This window comes from Salinibacter pepae, from assembly GCF_947077775.1.
Lineage (GTDB): Bacteria > Bacteroidota > Rhodothermia > Rhodothermales > Salinibacteraceae > Salinibacter > Salinibacter pepae.
Map to the genome: position 1 here is coordinate 72725 of NZ_CAMTTE010000001.1, position 18961 is coordinate 91685.

General features: G+C 65.2%; 11 protein-coding genes and 1 tRNA gene. 6 read left to right on the forward strand and 6 right to left on the reverse strand.

Features of this window, described 5'->3' with window-relative positions; genetic code table 11:
- Positions 1-38: 38 nt before the first annotated feature.
- From rnr to aroB, 3 genes are all read right to left on the reverse strand, one after another.
- Positions 39-2276 (reverse strand): ribonuclease R, encoded by a 2238-nt coding sequence (gene rnr, locus OJA40_RS00335; RefSeq protein ID WP_263809807.1) that lies wholly within the window; start codon positions 2274-2276, stop codon positions 39-41.
- Entirely contained in the window at positions 2273-7114 is a 4842-nt protein-coding gene (locus tag OJA40_RS00340) for a translocation/assembly module TamB domain-containing protein (protein ID WP_263809808.1), read from the reverse strand. The genes rnr and OJA40_RS00340 overlap by 4 nt, the downstream gene beginning before the upstream one ends.
- Before the next feature lie 93 nt (positions 7115-7207).
- Positions 7208-8311 (reverse strand): 3-dehydroquinate synthase, encoded by a 1104-nt coding sequence (gene aroB / locus OJA40_RS00345; RefSeq protein ID WP_208425760.1) that lies wholly within the window; start codon positions 8309-8311, stop codon positions 7208-7210.
- Between the two features lie 158 nt (positions 8312-8469).
- Between aroB and mnmM the strand changes: the two genes are divergently transcribed.
- The 6 genes from mnmM to OJA40_RS00375 all read left to right on the forward strand — a co-directional run bounded on the left by mnmM (position 8470) and on the right by OJA40_RS00375 (position 15588).
- Positions 8470-9048: a tRNA 5-(aminomethyl)-2-thiouridylate-methyltransferase MnmM gene (gene mnmM / locus OJA40_RS00350; protein ID WP_208425723.1), complete on the forward strand. Its 579-nt coding sequence runs from the start codon at positions 8470-8472 to the stop codon at positions 9046-9048.
- A 65-nt stretch (positions 9049-9113) separates the two neighbouring features.
- Positions 9114-9893 carry an NRDE family protein gene (locus tag OJA40_RS00355; protein WP_208425724.1) on the forward strand — a complete coding sequence of 260 codons (780 nt, stop codon included), beginning with the start codon at positions 9114-9116 and terminating at the stop codon, positions 9891-9893.
- A gap of 39 nt (positions 9894-9932) precedes the next feature.
- A complete protein-coding gene (locus OJA40_RS00360; protein WP_208425725.1) occupies positions 9933-11153 on the forward strand; it encodes a bifunctional alpha/beta hydrolase/OsmC family protein in 1221 nt (406 codons plus the stop codon).
- A gap of 122 nt (positions 11154-11275) precedes the next feature.
- Positions 11276-11349: transfer RNA gene (locus OJA40_RS00365), tRNA-Pro, on the forward strand.
- Positions 11350-11496: 147 nt separating this feature from the next.
- Positions 11497-12828, forward strand: a complete 1332-nt coding sequence (locus tag OJA40_RS00370) for a helix-turn-helix domain-containing protein (RefSeq protein ID WP_208425726.1) — start codon at positions 11497-11499, stop codon at positions 12826-12828.
- A 180-nt stretch (positions 12829-13008) separates the two neighbouring features.
- Positions 13009-15588: an HD family phosphohydrolase gene (locus tag OJA40_RS00375; RefSeq protein ID WP_263809809.1), complete on the forward strand. Its 2580-nt coding sequence runs from the start codon at positions 13009-13011 to the stop codon at positions 15586-15588.
- 8 nt (positions 15589-15596) lie between these two features.
- Here OJA40_RS00375 and OJA40_RS00380 read toward each other — a convergent pair whose 3' ends face one another.
- From OJA40_RS00380 to pruA, 3 genes are all read right to left on the reverse strand, one after another.
- Entirely contained in the window at positions 15597-16526 is a 930-nt protein-coding gene (locus OJA40_RS00380; RefSeq protein WP_208425728.1) for a GntR family transcriptional regulator, read from the reverse strand.
- A 77-nt stretch (positions 16527-16603) separates the two neighbouring features.
- Positions 16604-17074: a hypothetical protein gene (locus OJA40_RS00385; protein ID WP_208425729.1), complete on the reverse strand. Its 471-nt coding sequence runs from the start codon at positions 17072-17074 to the stop codon at positions 16604-16606.
- Between the two features lie 65 nt (positions 17075-17139).
- The gene (gene pruA, locus OJA40_RS00390) at positions 17140-18828 is read right to left on the reverse strand and encodes an L-glutamate gamma-semialdehyde dehydrogenase (protein ID WP_208425730.1); all 1689 of its coding nucleotides are present in this window, start codon (positions 18826-18828) and stop codon (positions 17140-17142) included.
- Positions 18829-18961: the final 133 nt, after the last annotated feature.

The following is an 18961-nucleotide window of genomic DNA, read 5'->3' on the forward strand; positions in this document are numbered from 1 at the left end:
GACGGCCCCCTGGGCGATGCCCACAAGGCGGGGCGGGTCTACTCCACGAACAGGAGGTCGATCTCGCGGTCCTCGACGCTGGCGCTCGCCACCTCCACACGGACCGAATCGCCGGGCCGGTAGGAGGTGCCGTTGTTTTCGCCCCGAAGCGTGTACGTCGACTCGTCGTACACGTAGTAGTCGTTCATTTCGCGGACGTGGACCAGTCCCTCCACGAGCAGGTCGGTGATCTCGACGAAGACCCCAAACTTCGTCACGCCGCTGACGACCCCGTCGAATTCTTCGCCGACGTGGTTCTTCACGTACTCGACCTGCTTGAGCTTCACGGACTCCCGCTCGGCCTCCTCGGCGTTTCGCTCCTGTTCGGAGCAGTGCTCGCACCGAGCCGCGAGGTCTTCGATGTCGGCGGGGGAGCCGCCCTTGGCGTACCGCTTTAGGAGCCGGTGCACCATGAGGTCGGGGTACCGCCGGATGGGGCTCGTGAAGTGGGAGTAGTAGTCGAAGCCCAGGCCGTAGTGGCCGATGTTGCCGACGGCGTACTCGGCCTTCGACATGGCGCGGAGCGCCGCCCGCACGATGACCTGCTCCTCGGGCTGGCCCTGGACCTCGTCGATAAGGGCCCCAAGGTCTGAGGAACGTGCGTTGCCGTCGGTCAGGGGCAGTTCGTGGTCGAAGACGCGAACGTATTCGGCGAGCTGCTGAATCTCTTCGCTGTCTGGGCTGTCGTGCACCCGGTACACGAACGGAAGCGGCTCGTCGGTGCCGTTCGAGCGGTGGCGGTCCACGTGCTCCGGCGCGGCGATGTGCTTCGCAACGGTTCGGTTGGCGAGCAGCATGAACTCTTCAATGAGGCGGTTGGCCTGGAGCCGTTCCTTCCGCACAATGTTCGTGGGGGTGCCGTCGTCGTCCAGGATCACATTCACCTCGTCGGAGCCGAAGTCGATGGCGCCCTCCTGCATCCGGCGCCGGGTGATGGTTTTGGCAAGCCGGTTGGCCTGCACCACGTCCGCCGCCATCTTGTCGTCGGGGTAGCCGCCCTCGATGTAGTTCTGGGCACGGTCGTAGGTGAGGCGCTCCTTCGAGTGGATGACCGTTTCGCAAATCTCGTAGTCCACCACGTCGCCCTCCGTCGTCAGCTCCATCAAGATGGAGAAGGCGAGCTTGTCCTCGTGGGGCCGCAGGGAGCAGACCTTGTTCGAGAGCTTCTCGGGGAGCATGGGGACGGTGCGGTCCACGAGGTACACGCTCGTGCCGCGCTCCAGCGCCTCGGCGTCGATGGCCGTGTCGGGCTCGACGTAATGGCTCACGTCCGCGATGTGGACGCCCACCTCGTAGTTGCCGTTGTCGAGCGCCTCGACGTGGATGGCGTCGTCAAAGTCCTTGGCGTCGACCGGGTCGATCGTAAAGATCGGCTTGTCGCGCAGGTCGCGACGGCACTCAATCTCGTCCTCGGGAATCTTTACGGGAATGCCCTCGGCCTCGGCCTGCACCTCGTCGGGGAAGTCGGCCTTCACGTCCATGCTCATGGCGAGGGACAGAACCCGCACGTTCGGGTCGTCCGACGGGCCGATGACCCGGAGAATGCGCCCCTCGGGGGAGGCCTTCCGGTCGTCGAACCGGTCGATGGACACCATGACCTTTTCGCCGTCCTTCGCGCCGCTGAACGCATCCGGCGCGACGTAGACGTCCTGCAGGATGCGCTGGTCGTCCGGCTCCACGAAGGCGAAGTCGCTGCGGTGGTGAAAGGTGCCGACCACCTCGGTGCAGCGCCGCTCGACCACCTCAAGGACTTCACACTCGCGCTTTTTGTCTTCCGGCGCCCGGGCGGCCACGGCCACGCGAACGAGATCGCCGTGGAGGGCTTCGCCCATGTTCGCCTCCCGGATGAAGAACTCCTCGTCCTGATCCGTGGCCTGGACGAAGCCAAAGCCCTTGTCGTGACACTGGAGGACCCCGGTGTGCTGGCGCGTGGTGGCCTTGGTCTTGTATTTTCGGCCGTCGCGCTCCACGCGCTGCTGGGCGGTCATCTCTGCGAGCACGTCGCAGAACTGGAGGTAGGTCTCGTTGTCCTCAATGCCGAGCCCGTTCGCAATCTCGTGGGAGCGGTGGGCGTCATTGGGGTGTTCTCGTAGAAAGGCGAGAATGTCCTGTCGAAGGCGATCAGCTTGCGTCTCCGTAATGGCGGTAGGGTTCTGTGCTAAAAAGGAATCAGTGTGAATCTTGTACTCCGCAACGACCGCCTGCCCGTCGGCGTTCGAACCGCACGAAAAAGTCATACGGGTTCGTTCTGGTCGGAGGGGGGCTGCGCCCCGGGGGAGGCCGTCGAATCGGAGGGGGGACGGGCGCTTTGCGCGACCGGATCGGGGGCGGGGTTGTCCTCGTCGTCCGGTGCAGGGTCGGTCGGCAACATCCAGCCAAAGATGCTGTGGAAGAGGGCTCGCCAGGTCGAGAACTGGGTCTGATACGAGACGCCGGCCCCGCGGCTGCTTGTAAGGGCGCGGCTTGGGGTCAGCTCATCCCCGGTGCGCCGGTAGAAGACCTTCGCACTGACGCTGGGGCTGAGCCGCACCTCCACCACGAATTCCCCCTGCGGCCCGCCGGCGCGCTGGGCGTCCGAGTCGGCCGGGTCGTCGCTGGTATAAACCCCTTCGCCCCGGATGATGAGGCGTTCGTTGAGCAGGCGCAGGGCCACGCCATAGATCAGGTCCAGGTTGCTTGGGTCTTCGCCCTGCACGCCAAAGTTGAGGTCTACGTTCGGGAGGGCCTCCCCGAGATACCGATTGAGCTGGCTCGACACGAGCTGGGACACGCTGTTGAACGCCAGCTGGTTGCCCGCCGTCGTCAACTGGTTGCCCTCGCCGTCGGATCGGGCCGTACCGTTTTGGGTGATCGACTCGGTGGTGAGGAGAAATGTGTTCGTCAGCAGCACGCTCGTGGCGTACTCCGTGGTCCGGGCGGGCTGGTTGAGAACGGCGTCGAGGGTCTCGGAGCCAATCAGGTTTCGCTCTTCACTCCGCGTCATGGACAGGCTCAGGTCCACCTGGGGCGAGGCCACCCGGCCACTGATGGCCAGTTGAACCGTGACGGGGATGCGTCCGCTGTAGCCGTCAAAGCCCGGCAGCCCGGAGGGGGAGGCCCGGGTGCGGTACTCGGCATCCAGGTCCAGCTGGGCGTTGGTGGGGCTTCCGTCCCAGGTAATCGTCCCCTGGCTGATGGCGAAGCGCCGCACGAAGACCTCTCCGGCCGTGAACAAATAGGTGCCGCTGGTCGCGTCGAAGCTCCCGTAGACCGAAAAATCGCCCTCTTCCCGCTGCAACTGGACCCGGCCGGAGCCGACGACCGTCACCACGTCCCCCACCAGTGGATCGAAGACGAGGTTGACCGTCGACTCGTCCGGGGCGATGACGTTGAGGTCCAGGTTGAGGCCCTCAACGAAGGAGGGCACCCCGGCGGGGCGGTCGGCTAGAATATTGGGCCGGCGCGTCAACTGCGACACGGCGGGCGTCCGGCCCGTGGAGTCGGCAAAGACGATGAAGCCCGCGTCCTCCTCCACCGTCCGTCCGGAGACGGGGATGTACAGTTCACTGTCCGGCGTCGTCCGGGCTGCGTTTGATTCGAGGGTGGCGTCGGGGAGCGGGCCGTTGAGGTGGAGAGGGCCTGATCCCCGAATGCGGCCGTAGAAGGGGAGGTCCTCGGCCTGCGATACGTCGATCACCGTGATGCCGTCCAGCGAGGCCGATAGGTCGAAAGAGAAGTACTGGTAGTCGTTGAACAGGATGCTTCCCTCCACGGTGGCCGTGCCCTCCTCGTCTTGAACCCGGAGCGTGCGGGCGTGGATGCCGCGCTTGTCCACCTCCACGGGGCCCTCCACCTCGTAGGCCAGGCCGAAGACGGGCAGCCGGACGGCCCCGTTCACGATGTCGAAGTCCGCCTCGAACCGAGGGTCCCGGACCCGGCCCCCGATATGGAGCGGGCCGCTCACGAACCCACGCACCCCGGCCACGCGCTCCTCGAAGATGTACCGAAAGAAAAAGAGGTCCGCGCGCTCGACATCCACCGAAAGGTCGAGGGTTTCTCCCGGCGGCAGGGCCGACGCCCGTTCGGGGGGCGCTGCGCGCGCCCATTCCGGGAGGCGCACCCGGCCCGACACGGAAATGTCATTGGGCTCCACGGCCCGTGCGCCCGACGGAACCAGCGCCGGGCCCGTGAGCTGTTTCATGGTCTGGGCCTTCGAGCGGAGCCGCCCCTCCACACGGAGGTCTGGGGACCGGGCGGCGTAGGCCATACGGAGGCGGGCAGAGCCCAGGACGCGGCGGTCGAAGGAGAGGCGTTGCACGGCCAGGTCACTGACCAGCTCGGGGCGGCTCAGCGCGCTCCGCAGACGAACCTTGCCGTCCAGGTTGCCACCGATAAGCTGGGGCAGTCCCAGTGCTTGCGAGAGGGGAGGAAGGTAGACGTTCCGGGCCTTCACGGCCAACGTATCTGAGGGGCGTGCCGAGACGGTGCCGCCAAGCCGGATCGTCTGTAGGGACGGGGTGTCGGGGTGGGGCTGCTGAATCGTAAGCGGGGCGACGACGAAGGCATCCGAGTAGGCCCGCAGAGACGCAGGTGCGGCATTGGTCCACTCGTTGCCGCCGATGCTTGCCGATACCTCCCGGAGGCGCAACTCATTGGCCCGTGGCGTGATGCGAAGCCCCCCGGACAGGCGAACCGAATCGGCGATCCCGACGCTGTCCGCCCGTGCCTGAATTCGTCCGGTGCGGCCCCCGTAGGCGAGAGAAACAGCGGTGTTCTTGAGGGCGGGCCCCCCTAGCGTCGCCCGTCCGGCCGAGACGGTTGCCGTCGCCAGGGTCGACTGCGCGAGAGGGGCATCGACGTGGCTGGACACGTCGTACTCGGCCCGCAGGTCCGTTACGGTATTCGGGCCGGCCCGAACAAAATCGGCCGAAACATGCCCGGCGGTGTGGAGGCTATCGGGGCCGACAGAGAGCCGAGTCTCGGCGGTGAGGTTTTCGGTCCCCTCCGGAAAGGCGGGCCACCAGGCACTCACGATTTTCGGCTGGAGAATCCGCATCTCGGCCTGAGCCTCAAGGGGACCCCGAGCCTGGAAGGAGGCTCGCGATGAGGCATCTATCGGCAGGTAGAGGGAAGGCTGGGCGGAGGACCGTTGGCGGGAGGGCACGGGCTTGTCGCGCTCGCGCCGAACTGCATTTCGGAGCTTCGCGCCCCAGGTTTGGGCGGCCGTCCAGAGGGGCGGGCCGAGCGAGGTGCCGTCGGCCGTGAGACGAAGCACGGAGCCGCTCAACTCCACACGCGGGCGCCCGGCGGCACGGTCGGCCAGGCGGAGGGCGACGGAGTGCGGGGGCAAGGTCATCGTGCTGTCCCCGCGATTCACCCGAGAACTGTCCACCTGTAGTACGGCCGTCCCGGCGAGGGAGCGCCACTGGCCCCCCCGCCCCCCGATCGTGAGGCGCGCATTCAACTGGGTAGAGGGGGCGGTCGGGCCCACGATGGACCCCAGATCGAGGTCGGAGCCGGTCACGGTGGCCGTGTAGGTCGGCCGGCGATCGAGATTCTGGGCCGCCCCGTTCACGTAAAGCCGCCCGCCATTGTCCTGCCGAACACTGAGGGTGCCATTCGTGCTGTCCCCGTCGATCGAGAGCGTGCCGTCGGCGGAGGCAAAGGAGCGCCCGGCAACCCGAGAGCCTGCGAGGGACACCTCCACCACGCCCTGCAGGCTGCCGAGTTGGATGCCCGTTCCGCTGCCCTCGACGCGGCCCGACAGTTGGCTCGTCAGGGCCGGCCGGCCGGTCAGGGGCGCAAGATTGAGGCTGTCCGCTTCGAGCGTGCCGTTGTACGAGAGGCCGGAAGCCGACGACCGGGCCACGGCCAGCGACCCCCGGACCGCTCCGTGTGGGCTTTCCATGGCGAGACGGGTCGTGAGGTCGAACGTGCGGGGGCCGGCCGGGGCGTCGGCGGTGGTGCCCTGCAGCGAGCCAGTGAGGTTGAACGGAGTGCCATCGACGGCGGGCACGGGAGGAGCGGACGGCCACACGTCGCGAACATCCTTCGGGACGAGCCGACCCTCCGTGAGGCGAAGATCCATCGCAAGCCCCCCGCGGGCCTGGCGGAGGGTTCCGCTCAGGGTCGCGACGGAAGCATCATGGGTGATCGTAACGTCGTCCGCGCGGAGTCGGCGTGCGGTCCCCTCCAGCGTGCCTTCGAGCGTCACCACGTCCGCGAGCGGAAGCCGGGGAACGATGCGCCGGAGCTCGCCCTGGTCGATTCGGCTCCGGTCCAGGCGCACCGAGACCTGGGGCGACGCTCCGTCGGCCCCGCCGGGTTGAATAGAGGCTTCCCCCCGAATGCGGGTCGTATCCAGGGACAAATCCACCCCCCGAATCGACCAGCCATCCGGCGTCTGTTGGATCTGGCCCTCAAGGAAAGAGACACGGAGGTCCTCGCCCGGCATGGAAAACGACCCGTTGTTGAGGTCGACGAAGCGCCTCGTTCCCGTCCGTTGCGCAACGGCGCTGAACGAGAGGTCTCGAACGGTCGTTCGCGTGTAGTCGAACAGCCAGCCCTGCCGGACCAGGTCAGGGACGGAGCCGCCGCGGGTCGTGGTCACGCGCCCCCGTCGGACCTCAATGTCCGCAAATGTTAAATCCAGGGCGCTTCCCGACGTGGAGGGGGACACTTGCCGAACGGCGTTCGCGGCGTTCCAGCCCCCTGAAGAGTCGCGCCGAAGTACGAGGTGGGGCCGAATCAAGGCAAGAGACTGGATGGACAGTTCTGCGGTCAAGAGGTTGGCCCACTGGGGGGTCGCCTGGATCTCGTCAACCGTCCCAACAAGCGTGCCCGAGGGAGCTCGCAGCTGCACCCCGCTTGCTTCGAGGTTGGTGAGAAGGGACCCACTCAGAGAGTCGATCGAGAGGGTGCCCTGGAATTGCTGGTTGAATCGCGCCTCCACGTGTTGTCGGATCTGATCGCGGCCCACCTCCGTCCGTGTGAGCCCGACGAAGAAGACGACCCCGACCATCACCGCTGCGAATGCGACACGGAAGGCCCGCCACAGCGGTTGGGTGAGGGAACGGCGATTGGACGAGTCGGGCACGATTGCGGGCCGAAGGCGGAGGGGGATGGAGGGCGTTATTGAGGCAACCGCCTCCTATCGACGTGTTGACACGACTGGAGGAGGGGCGGCGTTTCAGTTCGAACACGCAAACTGCCAGGCATGACGGGCGTCGGCCTCCGTGACATCGCCGGTCACGTACGCCTGGCCCAACTGTTCAAGGAGCACGAAGCGGATGGTGTCCCCCTCATTTTTCTTGTCCGCCGCCATCGCCGCGTAGAGGTCGGGAAAGGGCACCTCGGCGGGGTCGGATTCAATCGGCACGGCACGGATCACGTGATCGAGTCGCTCGCGAGGCACCGCCTCGGGGTGGCGCCGATGGGAAAGGTAGAGCCCCGCCCGCATTCCGATGGCGACGGCCTCGCCGTGGGTAAACGCCCCGTACCCCGCCACGCGTTCGAGGGCGTGGGCAAAGGTGTGGCCGAAGTTAAGAATGGCGCGCCGGCCCTCCTCCCGTTCGTCGGCACTGACGACGTCGGCCTTCACGCCCACGGCGTCCTCAATCACCGACGAGACCATCTCCCGATCTTTGCGGGCCATGACGGGGACCAGGTGGTCTTCCAGGGCCTCGAAGAGATCGGGGTCGCGGATGAGGGCGTGTTTGATCACCTCCGCCATGCCGCTTGTGTACTCCCGCATCGGCAGGGTATCGAGCGTCTGCGGGTCGGCGCAGACGAGCTCCGGCTGGTAGAAGGCCCCGATCAGGTTCTTGCCGGTGTCGTGGTTGATGGCCGTTTTGCCCCCCACCGACGCGTCGACCTGGGCGAGAAGGGAGGTTGGCAGTTGCACGAGGGGCAGCCCGCGCAGGAGGGTGGCCGCGGCAAACCCGGCCAGGTCGCCGACGACGCCGCCCCCGAGGGCGAGCACTGGGGTCTGCCGATCGATGCCCCAGGCGAGGGCGTCGTCGTAGATGCGGTGAAGGCATGAGGCCGACTTGGTCTGCTCGCCAGGGGGGAGGACGATGGAACGCACCGTCCAGCCTGCGTTGGAAAGGCCCTTAACGAGCGGGGTCTTGTAGTGGCGGCCCACGTTCTCGTCGGTGACGAGGAGACACCGTCCGGCCGAGAGCCCAACGTCTTCTAGCAGAGACGGGACCGTGGCGAGGGAATCGAAATGAACGGTGTAACTTCGCTCGTCAAGATCAACGAAAACGGCCATGGGGGCGAGTGGGCTCGGGATAAGTCTTTCTCTACGGTCTTTTCCTGCCCCACGGACTGGCGGGGCGTGAGATTCCTCGCCCCTTCGGAATTTGAGGAGTTTGGTCGCGCGTTTCCGGAGCGTCCTCGCCCCCTGATCCACCGCACACGCTGCCCCGAAACAGCCCCGATCCCGTCCACATGGTGATTCCGTCGATCCTGGAGCAGGCGCACGCTCTCGCCGGCCGGGCGGTCGGAGAGGGCGGAATTGCGGTCGACGCCACGGTCGGCAACGGACACGACACCGCGTTCCTGGCCCGAGCGGTCGGTGCGGGCGGGGCCGTCGTGGGATTCGACGTGCAGGAGGAGGCCCTAATCGAGACGCGACACCGCCTCGAGCGGGAAGCCCTCAGCGCCCCCGTTCGGCTGGTGCATGCGGGGCATCAGACCCTCGCCCGCCACCTAGAAGAGACGGAGCGGGGGCGGGTCGGCGCCATCATGTTTAACCTGGGGTACCTGCCCGGCGGAGATCACTCGGTTGCGACCCGTCCCGAGACGACCCGTCAGGCCCTCGATGCCGGTACGGAGGTGCTCCGCCCGGGCGGCGTCATCACGGTGGTCGCCTACACGGGCCATGAGGGGGGAGACGACGAGGCCGAAGCCGTGGAGGCCTGGGCGTCGGCACTCCCGCAGGCGCAGTTTCGGGCCTTGTCCTATCGGTTTCCGAATTGGAGCAACGACCCGCCGCGCCTGTTTGCAGTCGAGAAGCGTGACGCCTAAGCGCGGGCCGAGCCCGCCGTGTTGGGTCCTGTCCTGTCCCTCCTCGCTCATATCCTGGACGCGCCATGTGTCTGATTCTTTTCGCAAAGGACGTGCATCCGGAGTATCCCCTCCTTTTTGCGGGGAACCGGGATGAATTTTACGACCGGCCGACGGCTCCTGCCGCCTTTTGGGACGACGCACCGCATGTGCTGGGCGGGCGCGACCTGAAAGCAGGAGGGACGTGGCTCGGCATCACTCGGACGGGGCACTGGGCGACGGTGACCAATGTGCGCGACGAGCGCCCCCATCGGGACGACGCCCCGTCGCGGGGGCGTCTCGTGGCGGACTACCTGCGCGAGGAGCCCGCGCCGGAGGCGTATCTCGACGGCCTGGAAACGGAGGCGGGTCAGTACAACGGGTTCAATGTGCTCGTCGGAACGCCCGAGAAGACGTTCTACTACTCGAACCGAGACGGCTCCCCCCGGCCCGTACGGGCCGGGATCCATGGCATGAGCAACGCGCAGCTCGACGATCCGTGGCCCAAAGTGGAGCGGGGCACCTCCGGGGTGGATGCACTCTGCGAAGACAAGGCCCTGTCCGTGGATGCCCTCTTCGATATCCTCGACGACCGCCAGCCGGCCCCGGACGGTCAACTTCCCCAGACGGGGGTGGGGCGCGAGACCGAACGAATGCTCTCGCCGCCGTTCATCGACGGCGACGAGGCGTACGGGACCCGTGCCTCCACCGTGTTTCTCGTTCATCGCAGTGGACGGGTCACGTTTGCCGAGCGGAGTTTCGACGGCGGCACCGCCACCGAGACCCGCGCCTTTTCGTTCAATTTGACGTCCCCCGTGGCGTCCTAACGCTTATCTCTGACGCTCATTCGAAAAAACCCCGTGTCTATGCCCGAAAAAATTCGATTCAAGAACGCCGACGGAAACGCCCTAGCCGCTCGGCTCGACCGGCCCGACGGCGAATCGCCCTGTGCGTTTGCGCTCTTCGCGCACTGCTTCACGTGCTCCAAGGATTTGCGGGCCGCGGGAGCCATCAGCCGAGCACTAACCCGTCACGGCATTGCCGTACTCCGGTTCGACTTTACCGGGCTTGGGGAAAGCGAAGGCGACTTCGCGGACACCAACTTCTCGTCCAACGTCGAGGACCTGATCGCGGCGGCCGATTATCTGAGTGAGCACTACGAGGCGCCCCGCATTCTGGTGGGCCACTCGCTGGGGGGCGCCGCGGTGCTGCAAGCCGCACAGCGGCTCGATTCCGTACAGGCGGTGTCCACCATCGGGGCGCCGTATGACCCGGAGCACGTCACCCAGCACCTCCAAGACGCGGTCGAAGACATCGAAGAAACGGGGGAGGCGCGCGTCCAACTGGCCGGACGAACCTTCACGATCCGGAAGCAATTCCTCGATGACCTTGCGGCGACGAAGATGGAAGCCACCATCCGGACGCTCGGCCGGGCGCTCTTGATCTTTCACTCGCCGGTGGATCAGACCGTCGGGGCGAACAACGCCGCCAAGATCTTTCAGGCCGCCAAGCACCCGAAGAGCTTCGTTTCGCTCGACGATGCCGACCACCTCCTTACGGATCGGTCAGACGCCGAATACCTGGGGGTGGTCCTGGGGGCCTGGGCCGAAAAGTACGTCGACCGGTTGGTCTCGGAGCCCGAGACGCCCGACGAAGACGTGGTAACGCGTACCGAAGGCACATACCGCACGGCGATTCAGGCGGGGCGGCACGCGCTGGTTGGGGACGAGCCCGAGAGCGTGGGGGGCGATGATGACGGGCCGACGCCATACGGCTTCTTGCTGTCGGCGCTCGGCAGCTGTACGGGAATGACCCTCCGCATGTACGCGGATCGCAAAGAGTGGCCCCTCGACGAAACCATCGTCCGCCTGTCCCACGAAAAAGTGCACGCGGAGGACTGCGAAGATTGCGACACGGAGCAGGGCCAGGTGGACCGGATTACCCGGGAAATTGAAATCCGAGGCCGCCTCAGCGACGACCAGCGTGAGCGGCTCTTTGAGATCGCCAACAAGTGCCCCGTTCACCGCACCCTGCTCGGTGACGTCGACGTCCGTTCGTCTCTCCGATCCCGAGACGACGCGCAGTAGCCCCCCCGCACTGCCGCCGACAGTGGGGCTTCGTCGAGAACTCACAGGGATCGAGCCCGGATTGGGCCCTGTTACTCCGAACCCGCGGTGGTTTGCGTCATATGAGCCGATGCATTTGAAAACGGGACGTGGCGCAGCTCGGTAGCGCACATGTATGGGGTACATGAGGTCGCCGGTTCAAATCCGGCCGTCCCGACTTCCAGATATCTGAGGCCGTTCCCCCGGATCTTGCCGGCGGAACGGCCTTTTCTTTTGCAGGTTTGCCGACTGGCCCTGCCGGTGGGCCTCGGTTTGTTGAGCGCACCGCCGGGCTCGGGATCTCCCACCGACTTCTCTCGTCGCCATGCCCGATGACTTGGACACTCCCGCCCTGCGGCGGTTCGCGCGCGACCTGCGCCGGATCCGCGAAGATCGAAGCGTGTCCCGCACAGCCATCCAGGAGGAAACCCAAGTACATGCCTCGCATCTGAAGTCCTTCGAGGCGGGCGTCCTCCACGAAGAGGAGAGGATGAACGGCGTTTATCTGAAGGCATTCGTCCGCGCCTACGCCGAAGCGATTGGGCTTTCTGCGGAGACGGTCGTGGAGCACCTAGAGTCTGCGCTCTCCGGCACCTACGACGATCAGCTCGCCGTCACCTTTCTGAACGCCCCGTCAACGGAGGCGGATGTTTCAGAGGCTGCCACGGCATCCCCATCCCCGGAAGGAGAACAGGACGCGGCCGATTCGCCGTCGAGCCCGAGCGATAAGCCCGAAGAGAAGACGTCCGAAGATAAGCTGGGCCCCGAAGAGGAGCCCCCTGAAAAGACGAAGACGGATCCGACCCAGGTCGTCTCCTCCGACGCTCAGTCCCCCGCGGGGCAGTCCCAGTCCTCTACCCGTTCGGGGGCGTCTGCGTCCGAAGCGGCCGGCGAGCGTCCGTCCCCGGACGTGCAGGAGGAGCCGCACTTCTCGGATTTAGCTGAAGAGGAGGAAAAGGCGGCGGGGCTGTCCTCAGCGCGTGGGAGAGCGCCCCGTCAGGGTCCCTCTCAGGCAGACTCCTTCCCCAGCAACGTTCAGGAGGTTCTCACGTCCCACCGCGACAAAATCTTGGCGACCATTGGGATTGCTCTCCTGGTTGGACTGGTTGGGGGACTGGGATTCTACCTTACGAGGGGCGGCGCGACGTCTGAGCCCCCGTCGGGGGGAGAGACGCTGGGCGCTTCTCCCGCTGCCGATGCCGGCCCCGCGGCCGCAGAAGCCACCGGCGACACCAGTGCACCGGCGCCGCGGTCGGCCCGGCGCCCCCCGGCCGACATCACGCTCGGCGATACCCTCCACGTTACGGTCCGGGCAACCGAAGACGTGCGGGAGCTTCGGGTTCAGCAGGACGACAACCTCCGGCGGCCCTACTGGATCGAGGCGGGCGAGGCCCGGGTTTTCCCGTTCGCCGAACGCGTGACGCTCCAGAATCAGCTCGAGAACCTAGAGCTCCTTCTCGAAGGGTACCGGTATCCCGTCACCTCGACCGACGAGCAGGGGCGTGTCGTTATTCGTCGGGACACGGCCGAGCAGTTTGCCGATACGCTTCGGGGGGCGCCGGCCTCCATCTCAGAACCTCCGGATACCATCCGGGGCCAGGGCTCATTTCCAGACCCGGATACCACGTCTTCAGAATCGCCTGACTCGGACTCCTGAGCGGTTGGGGGAGCATACAGAAGGATCCTCTCCCTCCCTGTACGCATTCAGGTTGTCCTTGGCATCACGTCACGGACTGTCTCTCCGAGCCGCGAGGGAGGACGGTCCCCGTCACTGGTTGCATGGTCCACTATGGGACTTCTTGAGTTGCTCGGTTGGAGCCGGCGGTCGCCTCAACCCGTGGGGCATGATCTCGAAACCAAGGACGGGTCCGAGGCCCCCGAGGCGTGGAAGCAGTGGGTCCTGCGCGGCGGTCTTTTTCTGGGCCTTGTGGCCCTTACCATCGGGGCGTTTCCGCGGGGGGACTTCTACGAGTATACAGTAGAGGTGGGCGACACGTGGCGCCAGTCTACACTCAGTGCCCCATTCAATTTCCCCGTATACCTTGACCAGGAGCGTGTAGAGGCCCGTCGCGACACGGTCCGAGCGAATACGTCTCCCTATTTTCGAGAGGTGCAAGGGGCGTCGCAGAAGCTGACGGAAAACCGGGACACCCTGCGTCGCCAACTGACCCGCATCCTGGAGGCCTACGCGAGCTACCGCTACCATCAACAGCAGGGGGAACGGGAGGCCGCGCGTCAAGACTCGCTCGACTACGTTCGGCGTCGTCGGAATGCCCAGGTCACGCTCAGTGCGTCGCAGTGGGAGTACCTAGCGTCCGAGTATGCGGAGGAGGTCCAGGCCCTTCGGTCCCCCTCCCGCGAGTCCGGGGGCCAGATGTCGTCCCGCCTGCATGGCCGCCTGCTTGAGGCGGCCTTCGAGGTGGGCGGACAGCTTCTCAGTCTCGGGGTCATGAACCGGCCGCGCGATTCGGTGGCAACCGACGAGATCATCGTCCGGAATCAGCAGGACCAAACCCAGCGCAGGGTCGAAAAAGATAACCTTTACGGGCTCAACGAGTCGTTCGCGTACGCCGAGCGCCAACTCCGTGAGAGATTTTCGGAAAACCGGGAGCACTCCCGCATTGCGGCCTCCTTCTTCCGGGCGATCTTCGTGCCTTCGCTCCAGTATCTCCGCGAAGATACGATGGAGGAGCGCGATCAGCGTGCCCAGAAAGTGACTGCCATTCAGGGCGGGGTGGAAGAAGGGGAGCCCATCGTACGGACGGGACAACGGGTCACCCGAGAAATCAAACGCAAGCTCACGTCTCTCGAACGGGCGAAGAGTGATCGGCTTGGGTCCAACATTGTAGCGAAACAGCTGAGCGGAGAGGTCCTCTTTACCCTGCTCGGCTTTGGGTTCTTCTTCTTTTACCTCTATCTCCTCCGGCCCGAGATTTGGTCCAAGAACCGGGATCTCGTACTGGTATCGGTGGTCCTCGCGTTCATTATTGTCCTCTACGGGGTTGCGATTCGGGCGCCCTGGTCCCTGTACGTTGTCCCTGTGCCGCTTGCGTCGGTGCTGCTCACCATCGTCTTCAACTCCCGCATTGCCCTCATCGGGACGCTGGTGCTGGCCCTGACTGGGGGACAAATGCTGGGCCTCGAGCTCGAGTATACCGTCGCCACCTTTTTTGCCGGTGCGTTCGGGATCTTTAGCGTCCGGGACATAAAAAATCGCGGGCAGTTTTTTGTGAGTGGGGGGCTGGCGTTCGCGGGGTACGCGCTCGTGCTCTTCGCCACCTGGCTGTATCTCGACCTTCCCTTCGGACGAGTGGCCCCCGACCTGGCCTACGCGGCGATCGCCTCCGCCATCACGATCACGTCGTCGCTGTTTCTGTGGGCCCTGGAGCGCATTTTCGACATCACCACGGACCTGACCCTGCTGGAGCTGTCGGACACGAACCGTCCGTTGCTGAAAGAGCTGAGCCTACGGGCGCCCGGCTCGTTCAACCACACGCTCCAGGTTGCCAATCTTGCCGAGGCGGCCGCCGACCGGATTGGGGCCCACGCGCTACTGACTCGCGTCGGCGCCCTCTATCACGACATCGGCAAAATGAAGAAGCCGGAGTACTTTGTCGAGAATCAGCGCACGATGTCGAACCCCCACGATGAACTGAAGCCCCGGATGAGTGCGCTCATCATTGCGAGCCACGTCAAAGAGGGCCTTGAAATGGGGAAGGACGACGGGCTCCCGGCGCAGGTGCACAAGTTCATCCCCATGCACCACGGGACGGCCCGGATCGAGTACTTCTACCAAAAGGCCCTCAGCCGGACCGAGAACGCGGACCGATCCGTGCCGGAGTCGGAGTTTCGATACCCGGGGCCCAAGCCCGACTCGAAGGAAACCGGCATTCTGATGCTGGCCGATTCGGTGGAGGCCGCGAGTCGGAGTCTCGATGACCCGTCGCCCCGCCGCCTGGAGAACCTCATCGATCTGCTCTTCAGCGAGCGGATTGACGATGGGCAACTCGACAACACGAACCTCACGTTCCGCGACCTCCGGCTAATCAAGGACACGTTCCTGAAGATGCTGCTTGGCATCTACCACGTGCGGGTGAAGTACCCGGATCAGGAGGAAGAATCCGCCGAGCCAGACTTTGAGGTGGTGTCGCTCCGGGCGGACCGGCCGTACGTCAACGTGTCCGTGGCGTACGGCCAGGACGCGTGGGGGGCCTGGGTGGAGCCCGAACCGGCCTCGCCGGCACGGTCGCGGAAGGAGCCGCGGCCCCAGCTTGCAGACGCGTCCCCTCACTCCTCCGCCTACCCGGACGCGGCGGAGATCCGGGCCGACCAGAATGGAAGGGAGGAGGCCCCGGCGACGGAGAGCGCGTCCGGGTCGGAGTCCGGGGGCGAAGAGGCGTCGCCACAAGGGCGGTAGGGGGACAGTCAAGCCGGCACGGCATTCGCGATGGCCTCGATTGAATCCTTGCCGACCAGCAGCTTCAGCTCTTCGACATCGTGGAGGGAGTCGTCCAGGTAGGGCCGGAGGCGACGCTGACTCGCCGGGGTGGCGAGCAACAGGTCCGTCTCCTGGACGAAGCTCTGAAGGTGGTCCGCCTCACGATCAATTGACGCGGCAATGACCTGTCCATCGTAGGCTGTTTGGGCCCGAAGCTCCTCAGACAGAGGGGGGATGGTGTCCTGGTAGCGTGTCACCAGCCCGAGTGTCTCCCGGTCGCGGAGCCGGGCCACCGTTTCGAGGACGGGGGGAGGAAGGTGGGTCGAAAATCCCATGGTGTCGGTTCGGGAGAGCGTCTCCAGCACCTGCGTAAGGTGCGGATACGGTGAGAATGCGTAGTCCGCGTCCTTGTGACGCTCGATTCGGGAGAGGGAGACCGGTAGCACGGTTTTTTGGAGGGCGGTGCTCAGTTGGTCCGCACATAGGTGGTTCAATTCGTCGTGGGGGCCGAGGACGATGAGCTTGCGCTCCAGTCCCGCGTGGTCGAGCAGGGTGGCCTGCTCCTGAAAGAGGGATTCAATCTCTGTGTCGCTGAGTCCCAGCCCGACCAGCTGCTGCAGCGTGTCGTTGACCACTTTCGCCCCGCGCTCCATCCGCTCGCTCTTGGCCAGGGGACTCCGCTCTTTGACAGTGTATCCACTTCCCACCTGAGAGCTGAGAAGCCCCTCGTCGTCCAGTTCCTGATACGCCTTTCGGACCGTGTGGAAGGAAACGTCGAGCTGGTCGCCCAGCGTACGGGTGGACGGAAGCGTGTCGTTGACGTTGTAGTGCCCGGACGCGATGAGGTAGCGGAGCTGGTTGACGAGCTGCTCCCGCACGGACACGTTCGCGTCCGGATCGATGTCCAAGGTGGACATGGCCGATCATTCCGTTATTGCAAATGAAATAATAAACCTGATGGGTAGTGCCGGGGAGGAGAGCAGACATTGCTCTTCTACGCACGAGACGATGCTTCTTGGGGCCGGAACGACTCGCGTGCAGCGTCGCGAAGCGCCCCAAACCTTGGCCACTGGGTCGGTTGCAGGAGGTACGTCGTCCGCCCCACCGCGAGTTCGACGTCGAACGATGTCGTGCGCACATTAAAGATGGGTCTCCAGTCTCGGGGGCGATCGAGGAGCACGTCGTAGACGCTCCGGACGGCCGCCTGGCCGGGGCGAAAGCTGATTTCAGCAGGGGTCCGGCTCAAGGAAAAGTGCGTCCACACCGTTGCCAGGATGAGGGCAGCGGGGAGCCCCCAGACGAGGTAGGCCCAAATGGGTTGTTTGAGGAGGGCCGAGGTGGTGGCGCCCACCATCAACGGGACGGTACACACCCCGAGGGGACGGCCCAGAAACCGTGTATAGACCAGTCCCCATGCGTCTTCGTCGGGATGGTGAGTGCTCTCGAAAACGGTGGGCACGTCCATCGGGGCGGTGCCATGAGGGATGAATCGTCGGTCCCTGGGTTTCCCGTCTCAATCTGCTGGTTCCGTCACGACGCGACTGCACCGTCCCCGGCTTCCTGGGGAGCGTCCGTCGCCTTCGTGGCGTCGGGTTGATTCCAGGCGTACCCGTGGTGGGTCGGCGGGTTCAGGTTTTCCTTGATGGCACGCGGAGAGACCCAGCGCATGAGGTTGTAGGCAGACCCCGCCTTGTCGTTGGTTCCCGACCGCCGGGCCCCGCCGAAGGGCTGTTCCCCAACCACCGCACCGGTGGGCTTGTCGTTGATGTAGAAGTTCCCCGCGGCCTGCTCGAGAACGTCGCTCGCCAGCTTGATCGCCGCACGGTCGCGCGCAAAAATCGACCCGGTGAGGCCGTACGGGGAGGTTTCGTCGACGAGGGGGAGGGTGGATGCGAATTCGTCGTCGGGATACACGTAGACCGTCGTCACGGGCCCGAAGATCTCTTCGCACATGGTCGTTTCTTTCGGGGCGTGGGCGCGGATAATCGTGGGTTCGATGAAGTACCCGGTGGAGTCGTCGTAGCCTCCGCCGTACACAATCTCGGCGTCGTCGGCGTCACGGGCCCGCTCGATGTAGCCCACAATTTTGTCAAACGCCCGCTGGTCGATGACTGCATTTAGGAAGTTGGTGAAGTCCTCTGGGGGCCCGACGGTGACCTCGTCCAGCTGACTCGTGATTTCGCGCCGAACGTCCGGCCAGATGGACTCGGGCATGTAGAGCCGGGAGGCGGCGGAGCACTTCTGCCCCTGGTATTCGAACGAGCCGCGCACAACAGCGGTTGCCAATTGCTCGACGTGGGCCGACGGGTGCGCAACGATAAAGTCTTTGCCGCCCGTCTCTCCGACGATGGTCGGGTAGGTGCGGTAGGTGTCCAGGTTGTCGCCGATCGTGGACCAGAGGTGGTCAAACGTCCCGACCGATCCTGTGAAGTGGAGGCCCGCGAAATGTTCGGACTGCAGCGCAGGCGTGCCCACGGCTGCGCCGTCGTCGGCGGGTAGCATATTAATGACGCCGGGGGGAAGGCCCGCTTCTTCCAGGATCTTGTAGAAGAAAAACGCGGAGTACACGGATCGAGAGGCCGGCTTCCACAACACCGTATTGCCCATCAGGGCCGGGGCCGTCGGGAGGTTGCCCTGGATGGCGGTGAAGTTGAAGGGCGTGACCGCCAGCACAAAGCCTTCGAGCGGTCGGTACTGCATCTGATTCCAGATTCCCGGCGAGTCATTCGGTTGGTCGCGGTAAATCTGCTCCGCGTAATGGACGTTGAACCGGAGGAAGTCGATGAGCTCGCAGGCCGCGTCGATCTCGGCCTGGTGGATGCTCTTCCCTTGTCCCAGCATGGTCGCCGCGTTGAGGGTGTCCCGGTACGGCCCAGCAATCAGGTCGGCGGCGCGGAGGAAGATGGCGGCCCGATCCGAAAAGTCCATTGCGGCCCACTCGGCCTTGGCCTCCATCGCCGCGTCGATTGCGTCGTCCACGGTGCCCTTCCCGGACTGGTGTACCTCCCCGAGCGTGTGCTGGTGGTCGTGGGGCGGGACAACTTCGGAGGTCGAGCCCGGATACATGGGGGTGCCCCCCACGATGGCTGGGATTTCAACGGTCTGGTTCCTCAGTTCTCTGAGTCGCTCCTGAACGGACCGACGGTCTTCGGACCCGGGGGCGTAGGCACGAACCGGTTCGTTCTCGGGAGGAGGGGTCTCGGGATATGCGTTGTTCATGGGAGGGGGCGTCGAAGCGACGGATTGTGCGGAAAATGTAATCTACGTCTAGGTACGGGAAGGAGACTGGGCATGTTCGACCGAAGTATGCGGTCGGATCTTCTTCCTGGCAGTCTTGTAGCGGAAACGGATT

What these genes read in the sequence shown, in the direction of transcription:
- rnr (WP_263809807.1), bottom strand. Translation starts at nt 2,276, where the DNA reads ATGACTTTTTCGTGCGGTTCGAACGCCGACGGGCAGGCGGTCGTTGCG.
- mnmM (WP_208425723.1), top strand. Translation starts at nt 8,470, where the DNA reads ATGGTGATTCCGTCGATCCTGGAGCAGGCGCACGCTCTCGCCGGCCGG.
- OJA40_RS00355 (WP_208425724.1), top strand. Translation starts at nt 9,114, where the DNA reads ATGTGTCTGATTCTTTTCGCAAAGGACGTGCATCCGGAGTATCCCCTC.
- OJA40_RS00360 (WP_208425725.1), top strand. Translation starts at nt 9,933, where the DNA reads ATGCCCGAAAAAATTCGATTCAAGAACGCCGACGGAAACGCCCTAGCC.
- OJA40_RS00370 (WP_208425726.1), top strand. Translation starts at nt 11,497, where the DNA reads ATGCCCGATGACTTGGACACTCCCGCCCTGCGGCGGTTCGCGCGCGAC.
- OJA40_RS00380 (WP_208425728.1), bottom strand. Translation starts at nt 16,526, where the DNA reads ATGTCCACCTTGGACATCGATCCGGACGCGAACGTGTCCGTGCGGGAG.
- OJA40_RS00385 (WP_208425729.1), bottom strand. Translation starts at nt 17,074, where the DNA reads ATGGACGTGCCCACCGTTTTCGAGAGCACTCACCATCCCGACGAAGAC.
- pruA (WP_208425730.1), bottom strand. Translation starts at nt 18,828, where the DNA reads ATGAACAACGCATATCCCGAGACCCCTCCTCCCGAGAACGAACCGGTT.